Consider the following 24,892-nt stretch of genomic DNA (forward strand, 5'->3'; position numbering starts at 1 on the left):
CGTATTTTCACTGCCATCCCCCGTAACCCAGTCAGGCGCGATTCCACAACGAGCAGACACACCTACATATGAGCGATCTAGCAGACAACTACGAGCCCGACAGCGTCGAGTCGAAGTGGCGCGAGGAGTGGCAGGAGATGGACGTCTACGAGTACGTCGACACCGGTGCGACGGACTACGTCATCGACACGCCGCCGCCGTACCCGACCGGCAACCTCCACATCGGCCACGCCCTGGGGTGGGCGTACATCGACTTCGCCGCGCGCTATCACCGCCTGCAGGGCGAGGACGTCCTCTTCCCGCAGGGGTGGGACTGTCACGGCCTGCCGACCGAGGTCAAGGTCGAGGAGAACCACGACATCCACCGGACGGACGTCCCCCGCGACGAGTTCCGCCAGCTCTGCGTCGAGCACACCGAGGACCAGATCGACTCGATGAAGGAGACGATGCTGGATCTCGGCTTCGGCATCGACTGGTCGGCGGAGTACCGGACGATGGACGAGGAGTACTGGGGGAAGACCCAGCGCTCGTTCGTCGAGATGGCCGACGACGACATGGTGTACCGCGACGAGCACCCGGTCAACTGGTGCCCGCGGTGTGAGACGGCCATCGCCGACGCCGAGGTCGAGACCGAGGAGGGCGTCGACGGGACGCTGTACTACGTCACCTTCCCCGGTGTCGACAACGACGACATCGAGATCGCGACGACGCGACCGGAACTGCTGGCCGCCTGCGTCTCGATGGCCGTCGACCCCGACGACGAGCGGTACGCGGACCGCGTGGGCGACACCTTCGAGGTCCCACTGTTCGGCCAGGAGGTCGAACTCATCGCCGACGACGACGTCGACGGCGACTTCGGGACCGGCGCGGTGATGATCTGTACCTTCGGGGACAAACAGGACGTCGACTGGTGGGCCGAACACGACCTGGATCTGCGCCCGGTCTTCACCGAGGACGGTCACCTCGGCGAGCTGGCCGGCGAGTTCGAGGGGCTCACGATTTCGGAGGCCAAGACCGAGGTCGCCGAGGCCCTCGACGAGGAGGGGTACCTGAACGACAGCGAGCCGACGACCCAGAACGTCGGCCAGTGCTGGCGCTGTGACACGCCCATCGAGATCCTCTCGAAGGAGCAGTGGTTCGTCGAGGTCGACCAGGACCTCATCCTCGAGAAAGCCCAGGAGGTCGAGTGGATCCCCGAGCACATGTACGCCCGGCTGGAGGAGTGGACCGAGGGGATGGACTGGGACTGGGTCATCTCCCGCCAGCGCGTCTTCGCGACGCCCATTCCGGCCTGGCGCTGCGGCGAGTGCGACCACTGGCACATCGCCACGCAGGAGGACCTGCCCGTCGACCCGACCGACGAGGACCCCGCCATCGGCGAGTGTCCCGACTGTGGAGCCAGCGACTGGCACGGCGAGACCGACGTGATGGACACGTGGATGGATTCGTCCATCACGCCGCTGCACGTCTCCGGCTGGCCGGAGGAGATTGACCTCGACGAGTTCGAACCGACCGCGCTCCGCCCGCAGGGCCACGACATCATCCGGACGTGGGCGTTCTACACGCTACTCCGGACCGGGGCGCTCACCGACGAGCGCCCGTGGGACGACATCCTCGTCAACGGGATGGTGTTCGGCCCGGACGGGAACAAGATGTCCAAGTCACGGGGCAACGTCGTCAACCCGGACGACGCCATCGACGAGTACGGCGCCGACGCCATCCGGCAGGCCCTCGCACTGGGTGGCCAGCCCGGCAGCGACGTCCAGTACCAGCCCAAGGAGGCCACCTCGGCCTCCCGGTTCCAGACCAAGGTGTGGAACATCACCCGCTTCGCGGCGGGCCACTTCGAGGACGACCGCGAGCCGATGGAAGACCCGGCCTACCGCGACGTCGACGAGTGGATCCTCGCCCGCTGTGCCCGCGTCGCCGCGGACGTCGAGGAGCACATGGACGAGTACCGCTACGACGCCGCCCTGCGCGAACTCCGGGAGTTCGTCTGGCACGACCTGGCCGACGACTACCTGGAACTGATCAAGGGCCGCCTCTACGAGGGCCGTCCCGGCGAGCGCGACGCCGCGCGCCAGGCGCTGTTCACGGCGCTCACCTCGTCGCTCACCATGCTCTCGCCGTTCGCCCCCTTCCTCACCGAGGAGGCCTGGGACGCGCTGCCCGGCACCGAGGGGAGCGTCCACGCGAGTTCGTGGCCGGAGATCGATACCACCGGCTTCGACGAGGAGGCCGAGGCGGTCGGGGCAATCATCGCCGACGTCGCCTCGACGGTCCGGGGCTGGAAGTCCGACGAGGGCCTCGCACTGAACGAGGACCTCGAGCGCGTCGAGGTGTACCCTGAGGAGATGCCGGAGTCGCCAGTCGACACGTACGACCTGAGCGAGGCCGTCAACGCGCCGGTCCGCGTCGAGGCTGGCGAGCCGACGGTCGAACTGGTCCCCGTCGCGGTCGACCCCGACCACGCCGTCATCGGGCCGGAGTTCCGCGATCAGGCCGGCCAGGTCGTCGCCGCGCTGGAGGCGATGGACCCGGAGACGGTCCAGCGCCAGCAGGAGTTCGACGGCGAGATAGAAGTCGACCTGGGTGACGAAGTGGCGGTCATCCCGGGCGACGCCGTCACCGTCCACGAGGAACACCGCGCCGAATCCGGCGAGGAGGTCGACGTCCTCGAGGGCGAGACCGCGACGATACTGATCTACCCCTGACGGTTCGTCAGGACTCCTCGTTCGCGCGACGTGAGCGGTCAGCGCGGCCGCCGCTATCGCTATCAGGGATTCGGGCGTCGAAAAGAGCCAGGCAGCTTACTCCTCGTCTTCGCCGTCGTCCTTCATCTCGTCCAGCCGGCCGATGAGTTCCTCCTGGCTGGCCTCCGATTCGAAGGTGACCTCCCCGTCGTGGTCGTTCTCGTGGACGGTGACCGCCTCGTCCTCGTCGATGTCCGCGTTCTGGTCCTTCTGTTCGGATTCGTCGTAGCTACCAAAGCCCATAGGGGAGTCTATGTCGGCCGCGCGGAAAAACACCACGGGTCGTCGGCATAGGGTGTGATTAATTCGCCGGGACGAACCGACGGACGAAGCGCGGATTACCCCAGCGACACGTCCAGGTACAGCATGACGACGACGCCGGCCATCGTCCCGAGTGTGGCGACCCGCTCGTTGCCGCTGGTGTGGGTCTCGGGGACGATTTCGTCGCTGATGACGAACAGCATCGCGCCGGCGGCAAAGCCCATCGCGTAGGGAAGCAAGGGTCGGACTAGCTGGACGGCGACGGCGCCGAGCACGGCCAGCGGAATCTCGACTGCACCCGCGCGAGCGCCCGCGAACAGTGCGTACGACTTCCGGTCGAGGCCGGCGTTGACCGCCGCGACGGAGACGGCCAGCCCCTCCGGTATGTTCTGGATACCGATGGCGACCATCAGCGCCAGTGCGGTGCCGAGCCCCTCCATCCCGTCGGCGGCGCCGAAGCCGACGCCGACCGCCAGTCCCTCGGGCATGTTGTGGAGCGTGATCGCGAGGACGAACAGGACCACGGGGGCGAGCTTGTCCGGGTTGATCCCGGGGACCGTCTCGCTCGGGTCCGCGGCGTCGGTCCGTCGCTCTCCGGTGAGCAGGTAGTGGGCGTGGGGCACGAGGCCGTCGGCCCGGTCGAGGAAGAGCACCCCGAGGACGACGCCGAACAGCGTCGGGAGCGGGTCGCCGCCGGAGTACTGCTCGATGCCGGGGATGATGAGGCTCGTGAACGCCGCGGCCAGCATCACGCCGGCGGCGAAGCCCAGCGCCCCGTCCAGTGCCCGCTCGGAGGGGTTGCGCCAGACCAGTACGAGCGACGCGCCGACGAGGTTCATCGTCGCGATGACGACGCCGCCCGCCAGCCCCTGGACCACCGGATCGGTGCCCACGATCCGGACGAACAGCTCCGCCAGCCCGGCTTGCATTGGTCACTGGTGTGGCCCCCCACCCCTTGTAACTGTCCCCACTGCCGGAACGGGGTGCTGTTTGTGGCCGATAGCGACCCCTTAAATTAACAGACGGCGGCGTGATCGGGCGCGAAAGCTATTTGCGCACGCTGACTGGAAGATTTCGGTATGGACCGCCAAGCGCGCGGCACCGCTCTCCTCGTTCTCGGCGCCGTGTTGCTCGTCGGAACGGTCGCCGTCGGTGCCGCGACCGCGCCGGACATCGGGACGCAACGCGTCGACTCGCCCCAGACGCTGGTCGGATCGCAGGGCGACGACAGCTACCACGCCGGCGGATCCGTCTCCCTCCTCGAAGGGGACGACCGGGCCTGGACCGAAGAGACCGCCGACAGCTACTTCGACGTGACCATGCGCGAGGACGGCACCGTCCTGGCCGGGTTCATGCACTCGGGCTACCAGGACGGCTGTGGCCCCTACGACGCGCCCTGTACCAAGACCGGCTTCCGGATCATCGACCCCGACGCGGCGGGAGGCCCCGCGGTCGTCGAGGAGTACGCCTTCCCCGTGCGCACGAAGACCAACAGCGAGATCCACGACGTCGAGGAACTGGATTCGGGCGAGTTCCTCCTGACCGACATGGACAGAGAGCGGATCTTCACCGTCGACGGCGACGAGGTCACCTGGCAGTGGAACGCGAGTTCGTTCTACGAGGCGCCCGAGGACCCCACGCAACGCGACTGGCTCCACGTCAACGACGTCGACGTCGTTAACGAGAGTCACTACCTCGTCTCGGTCCGCAACGCGAACCAGGTCCTCCTGATCGAGCGCGACGAGGGGGTCGTCGAGGTGATCAACGAGGACGACGGCGGGAGCGACGACACGTGCCTGGGACCGACGAGGCTCGTCGACGCGGACGGCGACGGGGACGTCCGCTGTGGCGACCCGAGCGTCCTCTACGACCAGCACAACCCGCAGTGGCTGGACGACGGCGCGGTCCTCGTCGCCGACAGCGAGAACGACCGCGTCGTCGAACTCCACCGGAACGAGTCGACAGGGGAGTGGGAACCGGCGTGGACGCTCACCGAGGCCGAGGGCGTCGAGCTGAACTGGCCCCGCGACGCCGACCGGCTGGACAACGGGAACACGCTGGTCACCGACACCCGGAACGCTCGCCTCCTCGAAGTGACGCCCAACGGCACCGTCGTCTGGAGCCACCAGACCGGCGGCATCCCGTACGAGGCCGAGCGATTACCCGAAGGTGAACGCGCGGGTGCCGACCGGTACGAACGCGGCACGGTCACCGACCCGGGCGGCGACGTGCCCGGGCTCTCGCTGGCGATGGTGGGCCTCCGTTCGGTGTTCCCGGGAACGCCGTACTGGTTCGCCGAGACGCACCTCGGACTCGTCCTGCTCGGGCTCGGCCTGACCGTCGCCGGGCTGGTCGTCCGCCGTCGCACCTGAGCCGAGTTCGACCGGCGTTTCACGGGGCGCTCCCTCGCACTTTTCCCCGTGCCAAACGGTCTTGTATCGCCCTCCGCTCTGTGTACGTGAGTACTTCCCATACTATGAGTGACACAGACGTCCTCGTCCTCCGGAGAGGGACGCACGGCATGCCCGCCGTCGACTACGCCGACGCGCTCAGGGAACGCCTGCCGGACCACACCGTCCACGTCGCCCGGACCCCCAGAGAGGAGCGGGAGTTCGCCGCCGGCGCCAGGGTCATCTCGTCGACGGACGTCGACCCCGCCCTGGTCGACCGGGCCGAGCGCCTGGAGCTGTTCGCCGGCGTCGCCGCCGGCTACGACCACCTCCCGCTCGACGAACTCGCCTCGCGGGGCGTCGCCGTCACGAACGCCTCCGGCATCCACGCGCCGAACATCGCCGAGCAGGTGCTGGCCTACATCCTCGGATTCACCCGCAACATGCATGTCGCCGCCGAGCGCCAGGAACGGCGCGAGTGGCGCCACTTCCAGGCGGGCGAACTGAAGGACAGCGTCGTCACGGTCGTCGGCCTCGGCGCCATCGGCCAGGCCGTCGTCCAGCGACTCGAGGGGTTCGACGTGAACACCATCGGCGTCCGCTACTCCCCCGAGAAGGGCGGCCCGACCGACGAGGTGGTCGGCTTCGACGAGGACGCCATCCACGAGGCACTGTCCCGGACGGACCACCTCGTCGTCGCCGCGCCGCTGACCGACGAGACCGAGGGCCTGATCGGCGAGGCGGAGTTCGAGACGCTCCCGCCCCACTCCTACCTCGTCAACGTCGGCCGCGGCGCCATCGTCGACACCGACGCGCTCGTCTCGGCGATTCGCACGAACGCCATCGCCGGTGCCGGCCTCGACGTCACCGACCCGGAACCGCTCCCGGCGGACCACCCGCTGTGGAGCTTCGGCAACGTCACCATCACGCCCCACAACGCGGGCCACAGCCCGGAACACTGGGAGCGCCTCGCCGACATCGTCGCCGGCAACGTCCGCAAACTCGACGACGACGCGGACCCCGCCGACCTCGAAAACATCGTCCGGAAGCCCGAGTAACTCGCTCCCATCCGCGCCCCCGTCCGCGACGAAGCGTTCCTACGCCGCGTCCGGTTCCTCGCCGACCTTCACGAGCTGTTTGCCGACGTTCTCGCCCTCGAACAGCCCGACGAAGGCGTCGGGCGCGTTTGCCAGGCCCTCGATGACCGTCTCACGGTACTGGAGGTCACCGGACTGGACCCACTCGGCGAGCTGCTGGTTCGCCTGCTCGAAGCGCGCGTGGAAGTCCCAGACGAGAAAGCCCTCGACCGTCGCGCGCTTGCCGATCAGCTGCCCGAGTTTTCGCGGGCCGGTCGGCATCTCTTCGGCGTTGTACTGGGATATCTGGCCGCAGACGGCGACGCGTGCGTCCAGGTTCAGGTGCTGGAAGACGGCGTCGGTGATCGGGCCGCCGACGTTGTCGAAGTAGGCGTCGACGCCGTCGGGCGCGGCCTCCGCCAGCGCGGCCACGTAGTCGTCGGCCTCCTTGTAATTGATCGCCGCGTCGAAGCCGAGTTCGTCCTCCAGAAATTCGACCTTCTCGTCGGAGCCGGTGAAGCCGACGACGCGGGCGCCGGCCATCTTCGCGATCTGGCCTGCCACGGAGCCGACGGCCCCTGCCGCCCCGGAGACGACGAACGTGTCGCCGGCTGTCGGCTGGGCCACTTCCCGTGTGCCGAAGAAGGCCGTCCGGCCCGTCATCCCGAGGACGCTCGTCGCCGTCGAGATGGGCGCCAGATCCGGGTCGACCGCCGTGAGTTCGCTCCCCGGCGCGGTGGCGTAGTCGGCCCACTCTAGGTCGCCGGTGACGACGTCGCCCGCCTCGAAACCGCCGCCGTTGGACTCGACGACTTCGCCGACCACGGCTCCCTTCAGCGGTTCGTCCACATCCCAGGGCTCCGCGTAGGACTCGGCGTCGCGCATCCGCCCGCGCATGTACGGGTCGACCGAGAGGTAGACGGTTCGCACGAGCACTTCGCCGGGACCCGGCTCGGGGACGTCGCCCTCGACCAGTTCGAAGGTGTCGTCGTCGGGCTTGCCTTCGGGACGCTGCGCCAGCAGGAACTTCCTGTTTCGATCCGGCATGGGGTCGAATACGCGGCTCGGCCTGAAGGGGGCTGTGGTCCTGTCTGGAAAGCGGGCTGGAAGGGACCGTCGCAGCAGATGCTCCGGCTCAGAACGGCTCGTGGGTGCCGACCAGCCGGCGCATCTCCATGGCGGCGGCGAAGTCGGCACGGGTGATGACCCGGGTTCCAGCGGCGTCCTCGACGAGCGCCTCGGTCGTCCGGTTCCCGTCGAGTTCGACCAGCGCGTCGAAGGCGGCCATCCCCGCGTCGAAGCGCGGCAGGTCGCGCTCGACGAGCGCGTCGATGGTCGTCGTGGCCCGCTCCTCCGGTGAGAGCGCCTTGAAGTCGACCGCCGACACCACGCCGATGGGGGTCCCGTCCTCGGTGACGACGAACTGGGTCCGCCGGTCGGCGAACATCCGCGAGACGAGTTCGTCGACGGTCGCGCCGGCGTCGATGCTGGCCTCGGTCCCGCTGGCGAGTTCGCCGACGGTGAGCCCATCGAGCAGGTCCGACAGCGCGACCATCCGGGACTCGCTGTTGGCCGCGCCGTAGATGAACAGCGCCAGCAGGAGGAACATCGGCTGGATCGGCGGGAGGATGCCGAAGACCGCGAAGAGGATGGCGAACGCGGAGCCGACGCGAGCGGCCGTCCTGGTCGCCGCGACGTAGGGTCGGTTCCGCGCCAGCAGCGCGCGGAGGACGCGCCCGCCGTCCATCGGGAACGCCGGGAGCATGTTGAACACCGCGAGGGTGAGGTTCGTCACCGCCAGCCAGCCGACGATGAACGTGGTCACGTCGGCCGAGGCGGGCACCGCGAACAGCGCCAGGTAGCAGACGACGCCGGTGGCTACGCTGACTATCGGGCCCGCGACGGCGATCCAGAACTCCTTCTTCCACTCCCTGGGGATCGAGCCGAGGTTGGCCAGGCCGCCGAGGATCCACAGCGTGATCGACTCGACGTCGAGGTCGTAGCGCATCGCCGCCCACGCGTGGCCCAGTTCGTGCAGCAGGACGCTGACGAACAGGGCGACGGCGGCGACGCTGCCGATGACCCACGGCGTGTTCCCCTGCCGGAGGACCGCCACGTCGAGTGACGTGCCCGTGAGCGATTCGATGAGCCCCGCGTACAGCCCGATCTGCTCGCCGCTCCCGATCAGGTACGCGAGGATCGGGAGGATGACCAGCAGGGAGATGTGGACGCGGATCGGGATGCCCCAGACCCGCGCGACGTCGTACTCTCGCATAGCCAACGCTTCTCCGCTCGCGGGTTAAAGCCCCGTGCTCTCCCCGTGTGCTCTCCTCGCGCTCTCCCCGCGCACTTTCCCGTGTGCTCTCCTCGCGCTCTCCCCGCGCACTTTCCCATGTGCTCTCCCCATCGACTCCCCCGGCGCTCCCCCGGCTCGTGTCAGCACGGAATGGATGGATATTTGGGCCCGCCCGTCAGATCAACTGCCAATGGACGTGGATCTCGTACTCGCGCCGGTCGACGGCAGCGACCAGTCCGAGCGCGCCATCGAGTACGCGATCACCGTCGCGGACGCCTACGACGCCGACGTCCACCTCCTGTTCGTCCTCGACGAGCGCCTCGTGAAGGCCATCGACGAGGGCGCCGTCGACGCCGACACCGTCGCCGAGGACCACCGCGAGTTCACCGAGATGGTCCGGGGGCGCCTCGACTCCGACGGCGTCGGCGGGAACCTCGACACCTCCACCGCCGCTGGGTTCTCGCCGACCAGCCTGCGCCAGTCCCCCGGCAGCGTTATCCTCGACGTCGCCGAGGCCATCGAGGCCGACTTCCTCGTGGTGCCCCGCGAACCGGGCAGCAACGAGACCGACGAGGCCATCGGCCGGGCCGCGCTGTACGTCATCGAGTACGCCAGCCAGCCCGTGCTGTCGGTGTAGCGTTTTGTCGACGCTGGTTCTGGGCGGCGGCTAACCACGGTTTCCGGACGTATCCTCTCTCCTATCATCCGGTTGGTCTGGTTTCAGGAGCGTACTGACGCTCAGACAGGTTATCCCGACCAATCCGTCGTATTCGACACCAGCACAGTGTACTTCTGGACGACGACCACCGCTCCGTCGTGTTCTACGCCGACCGTCACTTCACTTTGACTTCGCAGACCGGTGAAGTCCAGGGTCTCTCCCGTGGAGAGCGTCTCTGCGTTCCCATCCTCGGTGACGGTGACCGTATCACCGTTTTCGACGGCATCGAGCGTCACGCTCACGTTCGTCCCGTCACCCGCGTCGTTCCCCGACTGGTCGTAGACGACGTTCGCCTGTGGAACGTCCTGATCGGAGTCGTTCGTGGCGTTCGCTGGAGACGCCGTGGGCTGGTAGGTCGAATGGATCCGCGAGGTGTCGTCGTGGCGCGTGTACACGACGACCGTCGACCGGGACTCGACCGTCGTCGACTCCCCCTTGCCGAGGACAGTCGTCGTCGACGAGTTTTCACCCACGGGCTCGTACGCGACGACGATCTCGTCGGCATCGCCGGTCGAACTCACGGCGACGTCGAACACGCACGGTCCGTCGCCCGTGCAGTCCATCTGCGTGGTCAGGCTCGGCGCCGCTAGCTCGCTGGGTTCGGAGCCATAGAGGGTGCTACTGGCCCCGATCGCGAGCAGCATGAGGAGAACTGCCCCACAGAACACGACGAGGACGGTCTTGTAGTTACTATCCATGTACTTCCAGCGCGAACGGACTTTCTGGAGCCGCGATTGGGGACCAGCCATATTTTCCGTGGATACCGACCGGTGATAAAGATGGTTTAGATCCAACCGGGCACGAGGTCACCGGGCGGGTCGCGCTGTACGTCGTCGAGCACACAAGCCAGCCCGTGCTCTCCGTGTACGGTACGGTCCTGCTGTGAAACGCCCCAACACACCAAGTACTATGGAATCTGGCGCAGAACGGTTCGTGAGGACCTCGAAATCCACGTATGAATGCCGTTTCTGCTGATGGAAACGAACTCACGATCGATGGCACTCGTTTAGTCTTCGACGACGAAATCGGCGGTGTCGTCCAGATAGAATCAGGTGCGGTGGTCCGGTTAGAGATTCCTCCAGAAAAGACCTGCAACCGGAACGTGATCGCCATCAATAATGACGGAACGATACGCTGGCGGATCCCGGAAGCTCCTGATGGAAGTAGCGGAGACAAACCCTATATGGACATTTACCTCCAGGATGGCGAACTGTGGGCGGGGAACTGGATCTGCTACTGCTATCGGATCGATCAGGACACTGGCGAGTTACTCGAACGCGAGTTCGAGGGCCGAATGTAAACTCCCGGAGAGACTGAACAGGACTCCCTCCCCTCGCTTGTTCTGATCACACACGTGGTTTACCTTACAGAAAAGATTCAGATCCGAATGCCCATCTCGAGTTCGAACCGTTCGGCGTCGCTCGTCTCGAAGCCGACGGTCTTGTACAGCGCGATGGCGGGGTCGTTCCAGCGCTCGACGGTGAGCCACACCTTCTCGATGCCTTCGGCCTGGCCCAGGCCGAGCAACGTCTCGACGAGCTCGGTGCCGATACCGGCGCCCTGGTACTCCGAGAGGACGAAGATGGCGAGTTCGTAGCCGATGTCGCCGTCGGGGACGAGCGTCGCGTGGCCGACGGCGGCGCCGTCGTAGCGGGCGACGACGTTGACGCAGTCCTCGGCGAGGATGGTGTCGAGCCACTGCTCGATGGCCTCGTCCTGTACCGGCGGGATGCCCTGGGCGCGGTCGGCGGGGTCGAACTCGCGGTACATCGCGAGCAGGTCCGCCGCGTCGGCGTCCGACGCGCGCTCGACGTCGATCGTCCGGCCGGCGCCGTCCGCGAACGACCGGGGTGGTCGCGGGAACGAGTCGGCCGGCTCGTCGGGGAATGCCGGGCTCATCGGACGAGAGTCACCGGTGTCTGGGCGTTCAGGAGGACGAACTCCGCGACGGAGCCGAGCTGGATCTTGCCGAGCGGGCTGCGCTCCCCGCTCCCGAGGACGATACGGTCGAAGGACTCCCGGTTGGCGATGGTCACCAGGTCCGAGCCGGGGTCGCCCTCGACGTGGCGAACCGTCGACGGGACGTCCGTCTCCGCCAGCGTCTCGCGGACGCGCTCTTCGATCTCGTCTCGGCTCGCGTCGGCCGCGTCGCTCGCGAACACCGCCACGGTGAGTTCGTCGCCGGCCTCCTGCGCTCGCGCGATCGTCTCGTCGAGGGCCTGGTAGGAGAGAGGGGTGCCCCCGACGCCGAGTAGGACTTGCATGCGCCGCTGTTAGCGGGCACCTGCAAAAAAGCCACCTGCCGCGGCGAGGCCTTTTTCACCCCTGGTACCCCAGGTTCGCCCATGAACGCAGGCGAACCGCCGGACGAGGACGGCGACGGCGAAGGCGACGTCGAGGACCGTTCGACAGACCCGAGCGGTGACACCACGAGCGACGGAACCGGCGGCGACCCGCCGGCGGGTGACGCCGACGAGGGAACCGACGACGCCGCCGACGAACTCGACCCGGCACAGGAGGTCGAGGCCGCCGTCGAGGACGTGATGGGCCCTGGCGTCCTCGACGACGGCGCCTCGGACGGCGACGAGAGCGTCGAGAGCGAGATGGACGAGGGAGAGAGCGTCGAGAGCGAGGTGGACGAGGACGAGATTTCCGAGAGCGCGACCGACGATGACGAGACCGAGCTGGAAGGGGTCGGAGTGGACGAAGACGAGAGTGCGGAGACCGCGACCGACGAGGCCGAGACGGCCGACAGCGAGGTGGACGAGGCCGGAGTGGACGAGGCCGGAGTGAACGAGGCCGACGGGGACGTGGATGGAGGCGAGCCCCGCTCCAGTGACGGCGACGTGAGCGAGGCCGAGGACGGGGACGTGGAAACTGAGCCTACAGGCGCGTCGCTCGACGACGCTGACGGCGCTGGCGACGTCGCTGAAACCGATGGCGACGTCGACGACGTGGACGGCGGTGCCGACGTGAACGGTGATGCCGCCGACGTGGACGGTGATACCGCCGACGCGCACGACGATACTCCCGATGCGGACGACGCTGATGCGGACGACATCGGCGCGTCTGGCGACGAGGACGCGGAAGACCTCGCGTCCGGTGGCGAGACCGACGACGCAGGTCCGGCGCCCGGCGACGGCGACAGCTTCCGTCGCGACGAACCGCTACCGGTCGACGACGACCAGGCCGAGGACGACGGGGTCGACGAGTCGGCCGCCGTCCAGGCCGCCCAGGAACTCGTCGAGAGCGAGCGGGCCGGCGAGACGGCCGACGGTCAGGAAACGGCGGACGCCACCGACGAGGCCGGGGACGCCGATTCGAGCGAAGCCGAGGCGGGCCAGGAACCGGGCGACGCCGACGGCGTCGAGGAGCCCGCCGCGGACGTCCCTGACGACGTCCGCAAGTACGACCGGTTCAAGAAGATCGACGGCGGGACCTACGACCGGGCCAACGAGTTCCTGCGGGACCGCACGTACATCACCGCCCGCGAGTGGGCGATGGCCCGGCTCTGTGCGGACTTCCGCACCGAGACGGGCGTCGAGATGACGAAGATCGGCGAGAACCTCCCGGAACTGGTGCCGTTCATGACGGACACCTACACGCCCCAGGCGGTCAACCAGGCCCGGGCCGCCTTCGAGGAGAAAGTCAGGAAAGCGGGCGCGACCTTCCTCTACGGCGCGATGTGCGACTTCTTCACCGCCGAGGAACTCGACGACGTGATGTACGAGGCCACGGAGGTCGCGAAGTTCCTGCTGGAGGTCGAGGGCGTCGAACTGAGCGTTGAGGAAGAACTCGCCGCCGAGGACCACATCTCCGAGGTCATGCGCGACGTCCGCGAACACTCCGCCGCGTTGCGCCACGACGAGGTCACCTGTCCCGAGTGCGGCCACGAGATCCACGCCGACGACTAGACTGGCGATTTGATCGTCGCCGTCGCCGTCGCCGTCTCTCCGACGGACTGCGGTCCGTTACTGTTCTTGCAGTCCCCACTGGACGTTGCTCCACACCCGCTCCCAGACGTAGTACAGCGCCGTCTTCGCGACCGCGGCGGAGAGTCAGATCTTCGCGGACGACCCCAGCTGGCCCGTGTACGCGAAGGCGATCAGGAACACCACGGAGGTGGCGAACAGTCGGTAGGACGCGGCCTTGACTATCGACCGTCGATGGGTCTCCACGGGGGATCACCTCGAACCTCGCTGCGGGTTCGGGTCTGTCGCGGAGCCGTTCGATACCATGGGTGGGCGGCGACGAGGTGACATTCGACGAACACTACTGGCGGGTGCGTGAAAAATCTAATTACATTTAATTATTTTCTGGTGGTGGAACGCCACGATTATGGCCCGACCGGCCGAGCACGCGGCTATGGACGCCGAACGAAAGGCAGTCGTCGTCGACGTCGGTCTCGGTGCGCTGTGCGTCGCGATGGGACTGCTGTACGCGAGCCGAGGGGCGCTGCCGTACTGGTGGCTCACGGCCGTCACCGCGCTCCTGACTGTGGCGCTCGCGTGGGCTGACGACCACGGCGTCGTCGGCGGGTGGACGACGGTGGTCGTCGTCGCCGCCTTCGGTGTCGCCGTCCTCGCGCTCGGACTCGTCGCCGGGCCGGCGGTCGTCTCGGCCGTCATACCGGCGGTGCTCGCTGGCATCGGCGCTGGCATCGTCCCCTACCGGCTCTACTACGGCGTCGTCAGACCGGTGCCGTCGGGACGCGTCGCTGACGTGGGCGAACGCGCGCTGTGAAGGAGGGGTGGGCCTCGCGGCCCGAACTCTCGCCCTATCGGTCGGACCGGATGATCAGCATTCCGTCGTTCGTCGTGACCTCCGTGGCTTCCTCGGGCACCTCGAACTCGTACTGCTCACCGTCGGCCACGACGATGGCGGTGTCGCCGACGACGTCGACGCTGGCGTGGGCGTCGGCGCCGAAGTCGACCGTGAGTTCCGCCGTCTCCTCGAACTCGCGGTGGGTGATCGACACGTCGTCGTGCTCGTCGGCCGCCGTCCGTAGCTGGTGGGGCGCGTCCATGTGGACGGTTGGGGCGGCGCGTGCCTAAGTGCTGTGCCGCGACCGGATCGATACTCGGGATCGTCCCCCGCCGGTCGCTCGCCTTGCCGGTCGATCACCCGGCCGGTCGGTCACCCAGCCGGTCGGTCACCCCGCCGGTCGGTCACGGTTCGTGATCGCCGGTCCCCAGGAGGTACCCGCCGAAGGCGGTCACCCAGATCTGGGTCGGATAGGTGATCCAGCGTTCGAGGCCGCCGATGCCGAGCGGGGTCGACCCGCCGAGTGCGACGAACAGGACGAGGCCGCCGAGCGAGACGACGCCCAGGCCGGCCGAGAGATAGCTGAACGGCCGCCGAACGACGACCGCGGCGGCGATGGCCGACAGCCCGCCGGCGCCGAAGGCGAGGAAGGCGGCGACGAAGTGGGGTGCCGGCTGATCCGCCGGGAAGATCCCGACGCCGGCGACGCCGAGCCCGCTGAGAGCCACGACGGCGGTCAGCCAGCGGTGGTCGTACACCCGGTCGATCCCGTAGGCGGCGACCAGCGTGAGCAGCCCCGAGAGGATCATGGCGCCGTTGAAAATCGTGGCGGAGGGCTGGACGAGCCCCGCCGGTCCGATCGACGCCCCCAGCGCGCTGATGGTCTCTTCGGCGGTGCTGTAGCCCGGATACAGGGCTTCGGCGGTGACGATCCCCAGCGTCGAGACGATGCCCACGCCCACGAGCGCGAGTCCCGCTATCGTCCGGGCCCGGTCGACGTTCCCGTTCATCGGTCTCCGCGGGGATTCAGCGGCCGCCCTGAAATAGCGCGGGGGTGACCGGGATCTCAGTCCCAGTCGGCTCGCACCTGGTGTTCCTCCACGACCCGGGCGACGTCTTCGGCGTCGAGCACCCTGTCCTCGGTGATCACCGCGTCGACCGCACCGGCGGGCGTCACGTCGAACGTGGGGTTCGCCACTCGAACGGTCGCGTCGCCGTCGTACACCTCCGTAGCGTCCCGTTCCTCCAGGTCGACCGTCTCGTCGGTCGCCACCTTGTCGCTCGCGGCGACGACGTAGCAGGGGCAGTCGTCGGGCGCGGCGAGCGCCGCCGCCCGGGTGCCGACCTTGTTGACGACGCGACCGTCGGGGAGCACCCGGTCAGCGCCCACGACGAGCGCGTCGGCGTCCCAGGCGTCGAGTTCGAAGGGGAACGCGGCGTCCGTCGTGAGCGTCACCTCGCAGTCGGCGGCCAGTGCCTCGGCGACGACGACGCCCTCGCGGCCCGGGCGCGACTCGGCGACGAGGACGGCGTCCGGTTCGGCTTCCCGAATCGCCGCGAGGACGGTGCCCGAGCGAGAGAGCGTCGCGACGCGGTCCGGAAGTCGCTCGGCGGCGTTCGCGGCGGCCGCGTCGTCGCCCGACAGCGCCCGGTCGATGCCTTCGCTCGCAGCGGCTTCGACCGCTGCTGGGGACCGCGTCTCCCCCTCGCTCGCAGCGGCCATCGCACGATTCACGCGGTTAGCGACGACGGCCATCGACGGGCGTGCGTCGCGCAGCCGGCGGGCCAGTTCGGCCACCCCGTTCCAGTCGTCGCCGTTGGCCTCCCGTCGTTCGTGTTTGCCTGGGGATCGCGCAGTCGCTGCCAGGGCCGCCTCGTCGCGCAGGACTTCGAGCGCCCGAATCGAGAGCCAGGCTGACCCGTGTTCGCTGTCCTCGCGCACAGTCGCGACGCGCGGCCGGACGCGGTCGTAGGATGTCCACAGCGCTGGGACGGTCTTTCGGCGGAGAATTGCCGTCGGCGGGACCCACTCGTACTCGGTCGTCTCCTCGTTCGGCTCGACGGCCCGCGAGCCGCACTCGAACAGGAACGGGTGGACGAGCCAGCGGTCGTCGCGCTCGGGGTCGTCGACGGGGAACGGGTCGCCAGCGCGGACGAGGGTGACGTCCCCGGAGTCGAGTTCGGTTTCCTCCGCTATCTCGGCGCGGGCGGCCGCCTCGGGGGAACGGTCTCGGCCCTCGTCGTCGGCGACGTGGCCGGCGACGCCGCCCCACTTCCCGGGGTAGGACCCGACTGCGTCGCTCCGCCGGAGCAGGAGGACGTCGCCGCCGTTCCGGAGGAAGACGGTGACGACGGGCGTCTCGGTCATAATTGACGGGTTCGAGACGTTCGTCCATGAATCTCCGGGACGTGATTCGAGAGTGGTGTCTGGTCCTCCCGTTGTCGGTGCGTACAACTGTGAGTTGAACGGATATTTTGGTGAGTTTTGCGTGGAAGAAACGAGACCGCCAACAGCCAGAAAGCCCTCGGCGCGCTGGGGTCGCGCGACCCACGCTGCGCGCTTCACTGCGTTGCAGTGCTTGCGGGGTCGTGCTTCCCCCACCCCGCCTCGCCCTTTCAGTCCGCCAGGCTCAGCACAGCACTGCAGCCCTGCCCTTCCCCTGGTCGCGCGATGAAACGCGCTCCCGGCCGACCGCCGCGCGGTTGCGGGGCGGTCAGGACGCGTGTCGCGCCGCTAGGCGCGACCGGGGAGGGGTGGCGGAGCCAATCGCGAGCGCAGGGAGGCGCCGACCGGAGGGAGGGGCCTCCGAACGAGCGAACGGGGAGCGAAGCGACCCGTGAGCGCGTTTTATCGCGCGAGCGATGCTGTTCCTGGCGGACTGAAAGGGCGAGGTGCGGTCGACGAAGCACGGCGCAGCAAGTACCGGAGCGAAGCGAGGAACGCAGCAAGCCGCGCGAGTCGAGCGTACCGAGGGCTTTCGAGGTGGTTTTGTCCTTAGTCACGTCGGCAATTCGAACCCCACCGATCGCTAAGTCCGTGATCAGTACCGATCACTCCTCCTGTAATCGACAGCTGTCCGAACATCCATCCAAGAGTGCAGGCCCTTTTATCGACACGACCGATACACAGTCCCATGAACGTCGCCATCGTCAGCGACACGCACGTCCCCTCCAGAGCCCAGCGCATTCCAGAGGAGTTCCGCGAACTGATCGATGAGGCGGACCACGTCATCCACGCCGGCGATTTCGACGCGGAGAGCACTATCGCCGACGTCCGGGAGTTAGCGAGCGAACTCACCGCAGTGCGGGGGAACACGGACCCGCAGGTGGGTCTTCCTGCGGTCGCGTCGGTCGAACTGGGTGGCGTCGAGTTCGTCGCGACCCACGGCGCAGGGTCGGCGCGGGGCTACGAGGACCGGGTGGCGAACGCGGCGCGCCAGCACGGCAGCGACGGCGCCATCGCCGTCTCGGGGCACACCCACGAGATGACGGACAGGACCCACCGCGGCGTCCGGATCCTCAATCCGGGGAGCGCGACGGGGGCGTCGCCGGCGACCAGGGCGACGATGATGACCGCCGACGTCGCGGACGGCGCCATCGACGTGACCGTGCACGAGCTGTAGGCGGCCGGTTTTTCGCCCGGACCGACGACTCCCCGTCACCGCTGTCGGCAGGCGTTGCCACCGCTGGCGTCCCTTTCCCCTACCGGGGCCCTTTTTCCCGCCGCATCCCGGAAGGGGCGTATGGAGCTGTTCGCGGTCGAGGGATTGCCGGAGGTCCGCCCTGGCGACGACCTGGCGGCGCTGATCGGCGAGCGGGTCGACCTGCGGCCCGACGACGTCGTCTGCGTGGCCAGCACCGTCGTCTCCAAGGCGGAGGGCCGCCAGGCCGACCTGGCGGACTTCCCGGCCGGCGAGCGCGCCCGTGAGATCGCGGCCCAGATCGCCGACCTCGCCGGCGAGGAGAAGGACCCACGCTTCGCCCAGGCCGTCCTCGAGGAGAGCGAGGAACTGGTGCTGGAATCGCCCTTCCTGCTGGCCGTCACGCACTTCGGTCACACGACGGTCAACGCCGGCATCGACCGCTCGAACGTCCCCGACGCCGACCTGCTGTTGCTCCCCGAGGACCCCACGGCGAGCGCCGAACGAATCCGGGCGGGACTCGCCGACGCGCTCGGCGTCGCCACTGACGGGAGCGGCGGGAACGATGCGAGCGACGGCGGTCCCGGGGACGACGCACCGGCCGTCGTCGTCACGGACACCTCTGGTCGTCCGTTCCGCCAGGGCCAGCGCGCAGTCGCGCTGGGCTGGGCCGGCATCCCCGCCGCTCGCGACTGGCGCGGCGAGCACGACCGCGACGGCCGGGAGATGGGCGTCACCGTCCAGGCCGTCGTCGACGAACTCGCCGGCGCCGCCAACCTCGTGACCGGCGAGGGCGACGGCGGCACCCCGGTCGCCGTCGTGCGAGACTTCGCGTTCGGCGACCACGCCGGGCACGACGACCTCTACCGCGACCCCGACCAGGACCTGGTCCGCCAGGCGCTGCGCGAGTGGACCTACGAATCAGAAACTACCTGACCAATGTACGCCATCGAACTCACCCCCGAACGTCCAGTCGCAGCGCTGACCGCCGACGCCGTCGCCGCCGAGGCCGCCGGCTTCGACGCGGTCTTCGCCGCCCACCACTACAACAACCGCGACCAGTTCGTGGCGCTATCCTCGATGGCGCAGGCCACCGACTCCATCGCCGTCGGGCCGGGCATCGCCAACCCCTACGAGACCCACCCGGTGACGCTGGCCTCGCGAGTCGCGACGCTGGACGAGGTGTCCGACGGCCGCGCGATCTTCGGTGTCGGTCCGGGGGACGCCTCGACGCTGCGGAACCTCGGCTTCGACCACGACCGGCCGCTCCGGCGCGTGCTGGAGACGTTCGAGGTCGCCCGGCGACTGTGGCGGGGCGAGCGCGTCGACCACGACGGCACCTTCGAGGCCCACGACGCCGGCCTGAACTACGAGGTCGGCGAGATTCCGGTGTACGTCGGCGCCCAGGGCCCCCACATGACGCGGATGGGCGCCAAGCGGGCCGACGGCGTCCTCTACAACGGCGCCCACCCGAAAGACCTGGAATGGGCCGCAGAACAGGTGGGGAAAGGGGTCGACGCGGGCGACCGCGACCGGAGCGACGTCGACCTGGCGGCCTACGCCAGCGTCTCGGTCGCCGAGGAGGAGACCGCGGCCCGCGACGCCGCCCGGATGCCAGTCGCGTTCATCACTGCGGGGGCGCCGGGCCCGGTGCTTTCCCGTCACGGACTCGACCAGGAACTGGCCGACGCTATCGGGCAGTCTATCTCAGCCGGGGCGTTCCGCGAGGCGGGCGGCCAGGTGAGCGACGCGATGATAGACGCCTTTTGCATCGCGGGCACCCCAGAAACAGTGGCCGAGCGCACCGACGCGCTCCTCGAACACGCGGACAGCGTCGTCTTCGCGTCGCCGCTGGGACCGGACGTGAGCGAGGCTATCGACCTGCTTGCGACGGCGCTCCCGAACTGACGTCGGGAACGACCGCGTCGACGGCCGCACCCAGCGCGAGGTAGCCGAAGACGCCGAACGTGGCGAGGAAGAGGACCGACCCGACGGCCATGAGCACGGCCGAGAGCGGGTCGTGCATGGCGACCTCGGTGAACGCGTCCGGCATCGCCAGGATGCTGTCGATCAGGTCCGTGAGCAGTGATTGCATAGTCGGGGGTTCGGCAGACGGGCACTTGGCTTTCTCGGTCGCTATCCTGAAGAGGACCGAGCGTCGAGACGTGACCATGCCCGACGACGCCTCGCTGGAGGACTTTCTCGACGCCGACGACCAGGAGGCCGAATCGAACCACGACCGCGAGACGGCGACTTTGGGCGTCTCAGCGCCCGACGCTGTGGAGAGTGGTGACGGCGCGGATAGTCCGGACGGCGAGAGCGACGCTACCGAGTGCGACGACCAGGCAGTTCCTGCGGTAGACGACGAAGCGACCGAACAGCCCACCGACCCGGCGGTCGCGACCTACGACTGGACGCCGGGTGGTGCCGCCTGCGCGGCGTGTGCGGCGACCGCCGAGCGCCGGTGGCGCGACGAGGCGGGCTTCGTCTGCGAGGATTGCAAGGACTGGTGACGCGACGGCTACACTCCGCGGAGCGGTCGTGTAGCGCCCGCACACGACCGTGCGTGTCGTTGTCACCCAGCAGAGTTACAAGCCCGCACGCCCTAGGACCCCCCACGATTGGTCGTACGCGCAGGCCGAGACGGGTGGTGCCAGGGAACCGGCGGTGGCACGGCCCACGCGCGTCCCGCCCGATGGCAACCATGACAGACACGGACACCTCTCAGGGGCGACAGACGGAGCCAGCCCTCCGCGAAGCCAACCGCGTCGTGACGCAGGTAATCGAGAACGTCGAGGAGGTCATCGTCGGTCACCACGCGGAGATCGAGCACGTCCTCACGGCGATGCTCGGCCGGGGCCACGTCCTGCTGGAGGACGTCCCCGGCGTCGGGAAGACGATGCTCGCCCGGGCCATCGCCGCCTCCTTCGAGGGAACGTTCAAGCGCGTCCAGTTCACGCCCGATCTCCTCCCGACGGACGTCACGGGCGTCAACGTCTACAACCAGCAGTCCGAGACCTTCGAGTTCCAGCCCGGGCCCATCTTCGGCAACGTGGTCCTGGGCGACGAGATCAACCGGGCGCCGCCGAAGACCCAGTCGGCACTGCTCGAGGCGATGGAGGAGGGGCAGGTCACCGTCGACGGGACGACCCGGGCGGTGCCGAAGCCGTTCACCGTCATCGCCACGCAGAACACGGTCGAACAGAACCGCACCTACGACCTGCCGATGGCGGAACTCGACCGCTTTACCAAGAAGATCCACCTGGGCTACCCCGACCAGGTCGAGGAGGCGGAGATGCTCGGCCGCGTCGTCGGCCGTCACCCCATCGAGGACCTGGCGTCGGTGACCACGCTCGAGGAGTTCCAGCGTGCCCGCGACACCGTCGCCGACTTCGACGTCGAACAGCCCCTGCGCGACTACGCCACCAGGCTCGCTCGCTACACGCGCGAGCACGCCCAGCTGGGCGTCAGTCCCCGGGGCTCACTCGCGCTGCTCCGGGCCTCACAGGGGCGGGCACTGCTCGACGGCCGGGACTACGTCGTCCCCGACGACCTGCAGACGGAGGCGCCGTCGGTCCTGGCCCACCGGGTTCGGCCGGACAGCGCGGAGCAGACGGGCCGCGACGTCGTGCGCGCGGCGCTCGATTCCGTTCCGGTCGAATGAGACCGACCCGCCGCGGGTACGCCGCGCTCGCCGTCGTCGTCGGCGCCTTCTTCTTCGCGTGGGCGGGGGACCCCGACCGGGCCCGGGCGCTCAACGCCATCGCGGCGCCGGTGCTGGCCGCCGTCGTCGCCGGCGCCGTCACCGTCCACCGGGCGGGAACGCCGACCGTCGAACGGGTCGAGCCCACCCCCGGCTTTCCCGGCGACACCCGGACGGTCGAACTCACCGTCGAGGGCGGCGGCGTCGCCACTGTCACCGACTGCATCGGCGAGGGCCTCTCCGGGTCGGCCACCTTCGACCGGACGCTCCCGGCGACCGTCACGTACGAGGTGACCTACGACCAGCGGGGCGTCCACCGGCTGGGACGCACGATCGTCCGGGTCCGCGACGTCCTCGGGCTGGTCGAGACGACCCACCGCATCGACGACACGTCGTCGGTGCTGGTGTACCCGCGCGTCTACGCTGTCGGCGACCCCGGCTCCTTCCTCCGGACGCTCGGCCCGGAGAGCGACGAACGCACCGAGTTCGACCGCCTGCGCGAGTACGTCCCCGGCGACTCGTTGCGGGACGTCCACTGGAAGTCCAGCGCCAAACACGACGACCTGCTGGTCACGGAGTTCACCGACCCGACGGACGAGGAGGCCGTCAGCATCGCCGCGTCGGCCGACTCTCGGTACGCGGACGACATGGCCACCGCCGCGGCGACGCTGTTCGTCGCGGCCGTCTCGGTCGGCCTCACCGTCGACCTCACGGTGCCCGGTGGCTCCCTCCCGGAGGGCCACGGTGAGACGCACAAGCGACACGCGCTGGAACTGCTCGCGCGCACCGGGAGCGGGACCGTCCCGGACCACGCCTGGGAGCGCGCCGAGGTCCGGATCCGCGCCGAGGGGTCGGGCGTGACCGTCGCCGTCGACGAGCGGGTCTACTCGCTCGAGGACCTGACCGCGACGCGGGAGAACCCGGTCCGGGCGGAGGTGGCGCCGTGACGCTCGTCGAGCGCGTCCGCCGGAATCGCGCGGTCGCGGCGGTCGACTGGCCGCGAGCGACGGCCCTGTTCGCCGTCCTCGTCACGCTCGGGGCCGCGCTGCAGGTGATGTACCACTTCATCGACGTCGTCGGTCTCCCGCTCGCGTTCCTCGCCATCGTCGCCGTCTCGCTGGTCGCGGCGACGGCCCTGGCCCGCGTGCTACCGGCGTGGACGGCCGTCGTCGTCGCCGTCGTCCTGCTCGCGCTCGGGCTCGGCTGGTACCTGACTCAGATCACCGGCAACCCGCCGTGGGTCGCGCTGTTCGCCGACGCGGTCTCGCTGCTCGGCGGGCGCTCGCTCCTCCGCATCTCGAACGTCCGGGCGTGGGTGCTGGGCGTCACCCCCGGCCCGGTGTTCCTGACCTGGTACTTCGCGCTCCGCCGGTGGTACACGCCCGCGGTCGCCGTCGCCGGCGGGACGCTCACGTTCTTCGTGCTGACCGGCGACGCGGACGTGGTGACGACGCTGACTGGCGTCGTCGCCGGCGCGGCCGCGCTGGGGCTGGGCGACTTCGAGCGCCGCGACGAACCCGTCGCGCGTGCCGAGACGGTCCTCGTCGTCGCCGCGGTGATGATCGTCGTCCCATCGGCCATCTCCGTCGTTCCGGCGACGGCGGGCGCGGCGGGTCCGCTGGCGCCGGGGCTCGACCGGGCCGCCACGGTCGAGGCCAACCTGATGGACGCCGAGGAGGACCTGGCGGTCCAGGGAGCCATCAGCCTCTCGCCGCAGGTCCGCTTCACCGTGACGAGCGACGAGGGCGACTACTGGCGCGTCGGGAGCTACGACCGCTACACCGGTGACGGCTGGGTCCGGACCGGCGGGACCAGCGAGTACCGTCACGGCCGACTCGACTCGCCGCCCGGCCCGTCGCGGACCGTCGACCAGACGTTCCGCGTCGAAACGCGCAGTAACGTCGCACCGGCCGCGTGGAAGCCGGTCCGGGTCGCCGGGCTTCCCGGCGCGACCGTCCGGAACGACGGCAGCGTCGTCCCCGGCGAGACGCTCGAAGAAGGCGACAGCTACCGGGTCCGCAGTGAGGTATCCGACGCTTCGCCCCGGCAACTCGACCAGGCCGGGACGAACTACCCCGGCGCCATCGAGTCACGGTACACGCAGCTACCCGATAGCACGCCCGAGCGCGTCGGCGACCGGGCCGCGCGGCTGACCGCCGACGCCGAGACCCCCTACCAGCGGGCCCGCGTCGTCGAGCAGTGGCTCCAGAACAACAGGAACTACTCGCTGAACGTCGACCGGCCGCGCGGCGACGTCGCCGACGCGTTCCTCTTCGAGATGGACGCCGGCTACTGCACCTACTACGCGACGACGATGGTGACGATGCTGCGGAGCCAGGACGTCCCCGCCCGGTTCGTCACCGGCTACACGGCCGGCGAGCGCGTCGACGAAGACCGTCGGGTGGTCCGCGGGCTCAACGCCCACGCCTGGGTCGAGGTGTACTTCCCGAGGTACGGCTGGGTGACGTTCGACCCGACGCCGGGTGGCCCCCGCGAGGCGGTCCGCGACCGAACCGTCCAGCAGGCCCGCGAGAACGAGGAGACGGCCGTCGACACGACGGAGACGGGCGGCACCGAGGAGTGGACGCCGACGGAGACCCAGACGGTCGAACCGCTGACGACGGCGGACGAGGCGTCCTCGAACGTCTCGGCGGACGCCGATAGCAGCACCATCGAGTCGCCGACCCTCCCGGCGGGGATCATCACGCAGGACCTCCCCGGGGTGAACGCGACGGGGGCGAACGCGACCGGAACGGGTGCGGGCGCGGCGAACGACGGGCCCCTCCCGCGGATGCCCACCCGCCAGCAGTTCGCCCTCGTCCTCGTCGCGGCCCTGGGCGCCGCCGTCGGAGTTCGCCGCAGCGGCGTTCCCGAGCGGGCCTACCGCGCGCTCTGGCTCCGCTACCAGCCCCGTTCCGACCCCGCAACCGACGTCGAACGGGCGTTCCAGCGACTCCAGTACTACCTCGGCGAGCACCACTACCGTCCGCGCTGGGACGACGAGACCGTCCGCGAGTACGTCGACGCCATCGACGCCGACCCGCGGGCCCGGCGCGTCGCGGCCATCCGCGAGCGCGCGCGCTACCGCGGCGACGTGAGCGAGGCCGACGCCGACGAGGCGGTGCGCCTGGTGAACGAGCTCGTCAGGTGACCGCTCCTGGCGACCCCAGTGAAGCGTACCGACGACCTCCCGGCGGACCGCCGTCGTAAACTCGCTCGTTCGATGGACCGACGTCCGCTACAGGCCCCGAAATTGGGCGCGCGGCGGGCAACACCAGTAAGTGTTTAAT

At 69.2% G+C, this 24,892-nt stretch carries 26 protein-coding genes; 14 read left to right on the plus strand and 12 right to left on the minus strand.

Annotation, left to right across the window (positions count from 1 at the left end; translation table 11 throughout):
- The first annotated feature begins 68 nt into the window (after positions 1-68).
- A complete protein-coding gene (locus BM337_RS20120) occupies positions 69-2,714 on the plus strand; it encodes a valine--tRNA ligase (protein WP_089819391.1) in 2,646 nt (881 codons plus the stop codon).
- A gap of 96 nt (positions 2,715-2,810) precedes the next feature.
- On the opposite strand, the gene BM337_RS20125 is transcribed toward BM337_RS20120, so the two are convergent.
- A complete protein-coding gene (locus BM337_RS20125; protein ID WP_089819393.1) occupies positions 2,811-2,996 on the minus strand; it encodes a DUF5786 family protein in 186 nt (61 codons plus the stop codon).
- A 95-nt stretch (positions 2,997-3,091) separates the two neighbouring features.
- Positions 3,092-3,943: a ZIP family metal transporter gene (locus tag BM337_RS20130; RefSeq protein WP_089819395.1), complete on the minus strand. Its 852-nt coding sequence runs from the start codon at positions 3,941-3,943 to the stop codon at positions 3,092-3,094.
- Between the two features lie 150 nt (positions 3,944-4,093).
- Here BM337_RS20130 and BM337_RS20135 point away from each other — a divergent pair, with 150 nt between their 5' ends.
- Both BM337_RS20135 and BM337_RS20140 read left to right on the plus strand, forming a co-directional pair.
- Complete coding sequence (locus tag BM337_RS20135; protein ID WP_089819397.1) at positions 4,094-5,386, plus strand: arylsulfotransferase family protein; 1,293 nt, start codon at positions 4,094-4,096, stop codon at positions 5,384-5,386.
- Between the two features lie 104 nt (positions 5,387-5,490).
- The gene (locus tag BM337_RS20140; RefSeq protein ID WP_089819398.1) at positions 5,491-6,462 is read left to right on the plus strand and encodes a D-2-hydroxyacid dehydrogenase; all 972 of its coding nucleotides are present in this window, start codon (positions 5,491-5,493) and stop codon (positions 6,460-6,462) included.
- Between the two features lie 39 nt (positions 6,463-6,501).
- Here the strand turns inward: BM337_RS20140 and BM337_RS20145 are convergent, their stop codons facing one another.
- Entirely contained in the window at positions 6,502-7,527 is a 1,026-nt protein-coding gene (locus BM337_RS20145; protein WP_089819400.1) for an NADP-dependent oxidoreductase, read from the minus strand.
- Positions 7,528-7,615: 88 nt separating this feature from the next.
- On the minus strand, positions 7,616-8,755 hold the full coding sequence (locus BM337_RS20150; RefSeq protein WP_089819401.1) for a site-2 protease family protein: 1,140 nt from the start codon (positions 8,753-8,755) through the stop codon (positions 7,616-7,618).
- 211 nt (positions 8,756-8,966) lie between these two features.
- Here BM337_RS20150 and BM337_RS20155 point away from each other — a divergent pair, with 211 nt between their 5' ends.
- Positions 8,967-9,413: a universal stress protein gene (locus BM337_RS20155; RefSeq protein WP_089819403.1), complete on the plus strand. Its 447-nt coding sequence runs from the start codon at positions 8,967-8,969 to the stop codon at positions 9,411-9,413.
- A 110-nt stretch (positions 9,414-9,523) separates the two neighbouring features.
- Here BM337_RS20155 and BM337_RS20160 read toward each other — a convergent pair whose 3' ends face one another.
- Positions 9,524-10,243 (minus strand): hypothetical protein, encoded by a 720-nt coding sequence (locus BM337_RS20160; protein ID WP_089819405.1) that lies wholly within the window; start codon positions 10,241-10,243, stop codon positions 9,524-9,526.
- A gap of 206 nt (positions 10,244-10,449) precedes the next feature.
- Between BM337_RS20160 and BM337_RS20835 the strand changes: the two genes are divergently transcribed.
- Positions 10,450-10,794, plus strand: coding sequence for a DUF7957 family protein (locus BM337_RS20835; protein ID WP_143117772.1), 345 nt, complete (start codon positions 10,450-10,452; stop codon positions 10,792-10,794).
- Positions 10,795-10,871: 77 nt separating this feature from the next.
- On the opposite strand, the gene BM337_RS20165 is transcribed toward BM337_RS20835, so the two are convergent.
- Together BM337_RS20165 and BM337_RS20170 are read right to left on the minus strand one after the other, a co-directional pair.
- Positions 10,872-11,393, minus strand: coding sequence for a GNAT family N-acetyltransferase (locus BM337_RS20165; RefSeq protein ID WP_089819407.1), 522 nt, complete (start codon positions 11,391-11,393; stop codon positions 10,872-10,874).
- Positions 11,390-11,758 carry a universal stress protein gene (locus BM337_RS20170; protein ID WP_089819409.1) on the minus strand — a complete coding sequence of 123 codons (369 nt, stop codon included), beginning with the start codon at positions 11,756-11,758 and terminating at the stop codon, positions 11,390-11,392. The genes BM337_RS20165 and BM337_RS20170 overlap by 4 nt, the downstream gene beginning before the upstream one ends.
- Positions 11,759-12,487: 729 nt before the next feature.
- Between BM337_RS20170 and BM337_RS20175 the strand changes: the two genes are divergently transcribed.
- Positions 12,488-13,408: a DUF5806 family protein gene (locus tag BM337_RS20175; protein WP_449271699.1), complete on the plus strand. Its 921-nt coding sequence runs from the start codon at positions 12,488-12,490 to the stop codon at positions 13,406-13,408.
- A gap of 144 nt (positions 13,409-13,552) precedes the next feature.
- Here BM337_RS20175 and BM337_RS21685 read toward each other — a convergent pair whose 3' ends face one another.
- Positions 13,553-13,672 carry a DUF2061 domain-containing protein gene (locus BM337_RS21685; protein WP_245778716.1) on the minus strand — a complete coding sequence of 40 codons (120 nt, stop codon included), beginning with the start codon at positions 13,670-13,672 and terminating at the stop codon, positions 13,553-13,555.
- A gap of 187 nt (positions 13,673-13,859) precedes the next feature.
- On the opposite strand from BM337_RS21685, the gene BM337_RS20185 reads away from it, so the two are divergent.
- Complete coding sequence (locus tag BM337_RS20185) at positions 13,860-14,237, plus strand: hypothetical protein (protein WP_089819411.1); 378 nt, start codon at positions 13,860-13,862, stop codon at positions 14,235-14,237.
- A 34-nt stretch (positions 14,238-14,271) separates the two neighbouring features.
- Here BM337_RS20185 and BM337_RS20190 read toward each other — a convergent pair whose 3' ends face one another.
- From BM337_RS20190 to BM337_RS20200, 3 genes are all read right to left on the minus strand, one after another.
- The gene (locus tag BM337_RS20190; protein WP_089819413.1) at positions 14,272-14,520 is read right to left on the minus strand and encodes a DUF7127 family protein; all 249 of its coding nucleotides are present in this window, start codon (positions 14,518-14,520) and stop codon (positions 14,272-14,274) included.
- Positions 14,521-14,662: 142 nt separating this feature from the next.
- Positions 14,663-15,268, minus strand: coding sequence for a DUF998 domain-containing protein (locus BM337_RS20195; RefSeq protein ID WP_089819415.1), 606 nt, complete (start codon positions 15,266-15,268; stop codon positions 14,663-14,665).
- 56 nt (positions 15,269-15,324) lie between these two features.
- Positions 15,325-16,626 (minus strand): eIF2B alpha/beta/delta subunit family protein, encoded by a 1,302-nt coding sequence (locus BM337_RS20200; protein ID WP_089819417.1) that lies wholly within the window; start codon positions 16,624-16,626, stop codon positions 15,325-15,327.
- Positions 16,627-17,392: 766 nt separating this feature from the next.
- On the opposite strand from BM337_RS20200, the gene BM337_RS20205 reads away from it, so the two are divergent.
- The 3 genes from BM337_RS20205 to BM337_RS20215 all read left to right on the plus strand — a co-directional run bounded on the left by BM337_RS20205 (position 17,393) and on the right by BM337_RS20215 (position 19,807).
- Positions 17,393-17,881, plus strand: coding sequence for a metallophosphoesterase family protein (locus tag BM337_RS20205; protein ID WP_089819419.1), 489 nt, complete (start codon positions 17,393-17,395; stop codon positions 17,879-17,881).
- Between the two features lie 120 nt (positions 17,882-18,001).
- Positions 18,002-18,835, plus strand: coding sequence for a coenzyme F420-0:L-glutamate ligase (locus tag BM337_RS20210; RefSeq protein ID WP_089819421.1), 834 nt, complete (start codon positions 18,002-18,004; stop codon positions 18,833-18,835).
- 3 nt (positions 18,836-18,838) lie between these two features.
- On the plus strand, positions 18,839-19,807 hold the full coding sequence (locus BM337_RS20215) for a 5,10-methylenetetrahydromethanopterin reductase (RefSeq protein ID WP_089819423.1): 969 nt from the start codon (positions 18,839-18,841) through the stop codon (positions 19,805-19,807).
- On the opposite strand, the gene BM337_RS20220 is transcribed toward BM337_RS20215, so the two are convergent.
- On the minus strand, positions 19,773-19,994 hold the full coding sequence (locus BM337_RS20220; RefSeq protein ID WP_143117773.1) for a DUF8024 family protein: 222 nt from the start codon (positions 19,992-19,994) through the stop codon (positions 19,773-19,775). The two genes, BM337_RS20215 and BM337_RS20220, sit on opposite strands and share 35 nt — an antisense overlap.
- 76 nt (positions 19,995-20,070) lie before the next feature.
- Between BM337_RS20220 and BM337_RS20225 the strand changes: the two genes are divergently transcribed.
- From BM337_RS20225 to BM337_RS20240, 4 genes are all read left to right on the plus strand, one after another.
- Positions 20,071-20,412 carry a DUF7573 domain-containing protein gene (locus tag BM337_RS20225; RefSeq protein ID WP_089819427.1) on the plus strand — a complete coding sequence of 114 codons (342 nt, stop codon included), beginning with the start codon at positions 20,071-20,073 and terminating at the stop codon, positions 20,410-20,412.
- 191 nt (positions 20,413-20,603) lie between these two features.
- Positions 20,604-21,563 carry an AAA family ATPase gene (locus BM337_RS20230; RefSeq protein ID WP_089819429.1) on the plus strand — a complete coding sequence of 320 codons (960 nt, stop codon included), beginning with the start codon at positions 20,604-20,606 and terminating at the stop codon, positions 21,561-21,563.
- Positions 21,560-22,549, plus strand: coding sequence for a DUF58 domain-containing protein (locus BM337_RS20235; RefSeq protein ID WP_089819431.1), 990 nt, complete (start codon positions 21,560-21,562; stop codon positions 22,547-22,549). Before BM337_RS20230 ends, BM337_RS20235 begins: the two co-directional genes overlap by 4 nt.
- Entirely contained in the window at positions 22,546-24,753 is a 2,208-nt protein-coding gene (locus BM337_RS20240) for a transglutaminase TgpA family protein (RefSeq protein WP_245778717.1), read from the plus strand. The genes BM337_RS20235 and BM337_RS20240 overlap by 4 nt, the downstream gene beginning before the upstream one ends.
- Positions 24,754-24,892 lie beyond the last annotated feature (139 nt).

The sequence above is a fragment of the Halomicrobium zhouii genome (assembly GCF_900114435.1).
Lineage (GTDB): Archaea > Halobacteriota > Halobacteria > Halobacteriales > Haloarculaceae > Halomicrobium > Halomicrobium zhouii.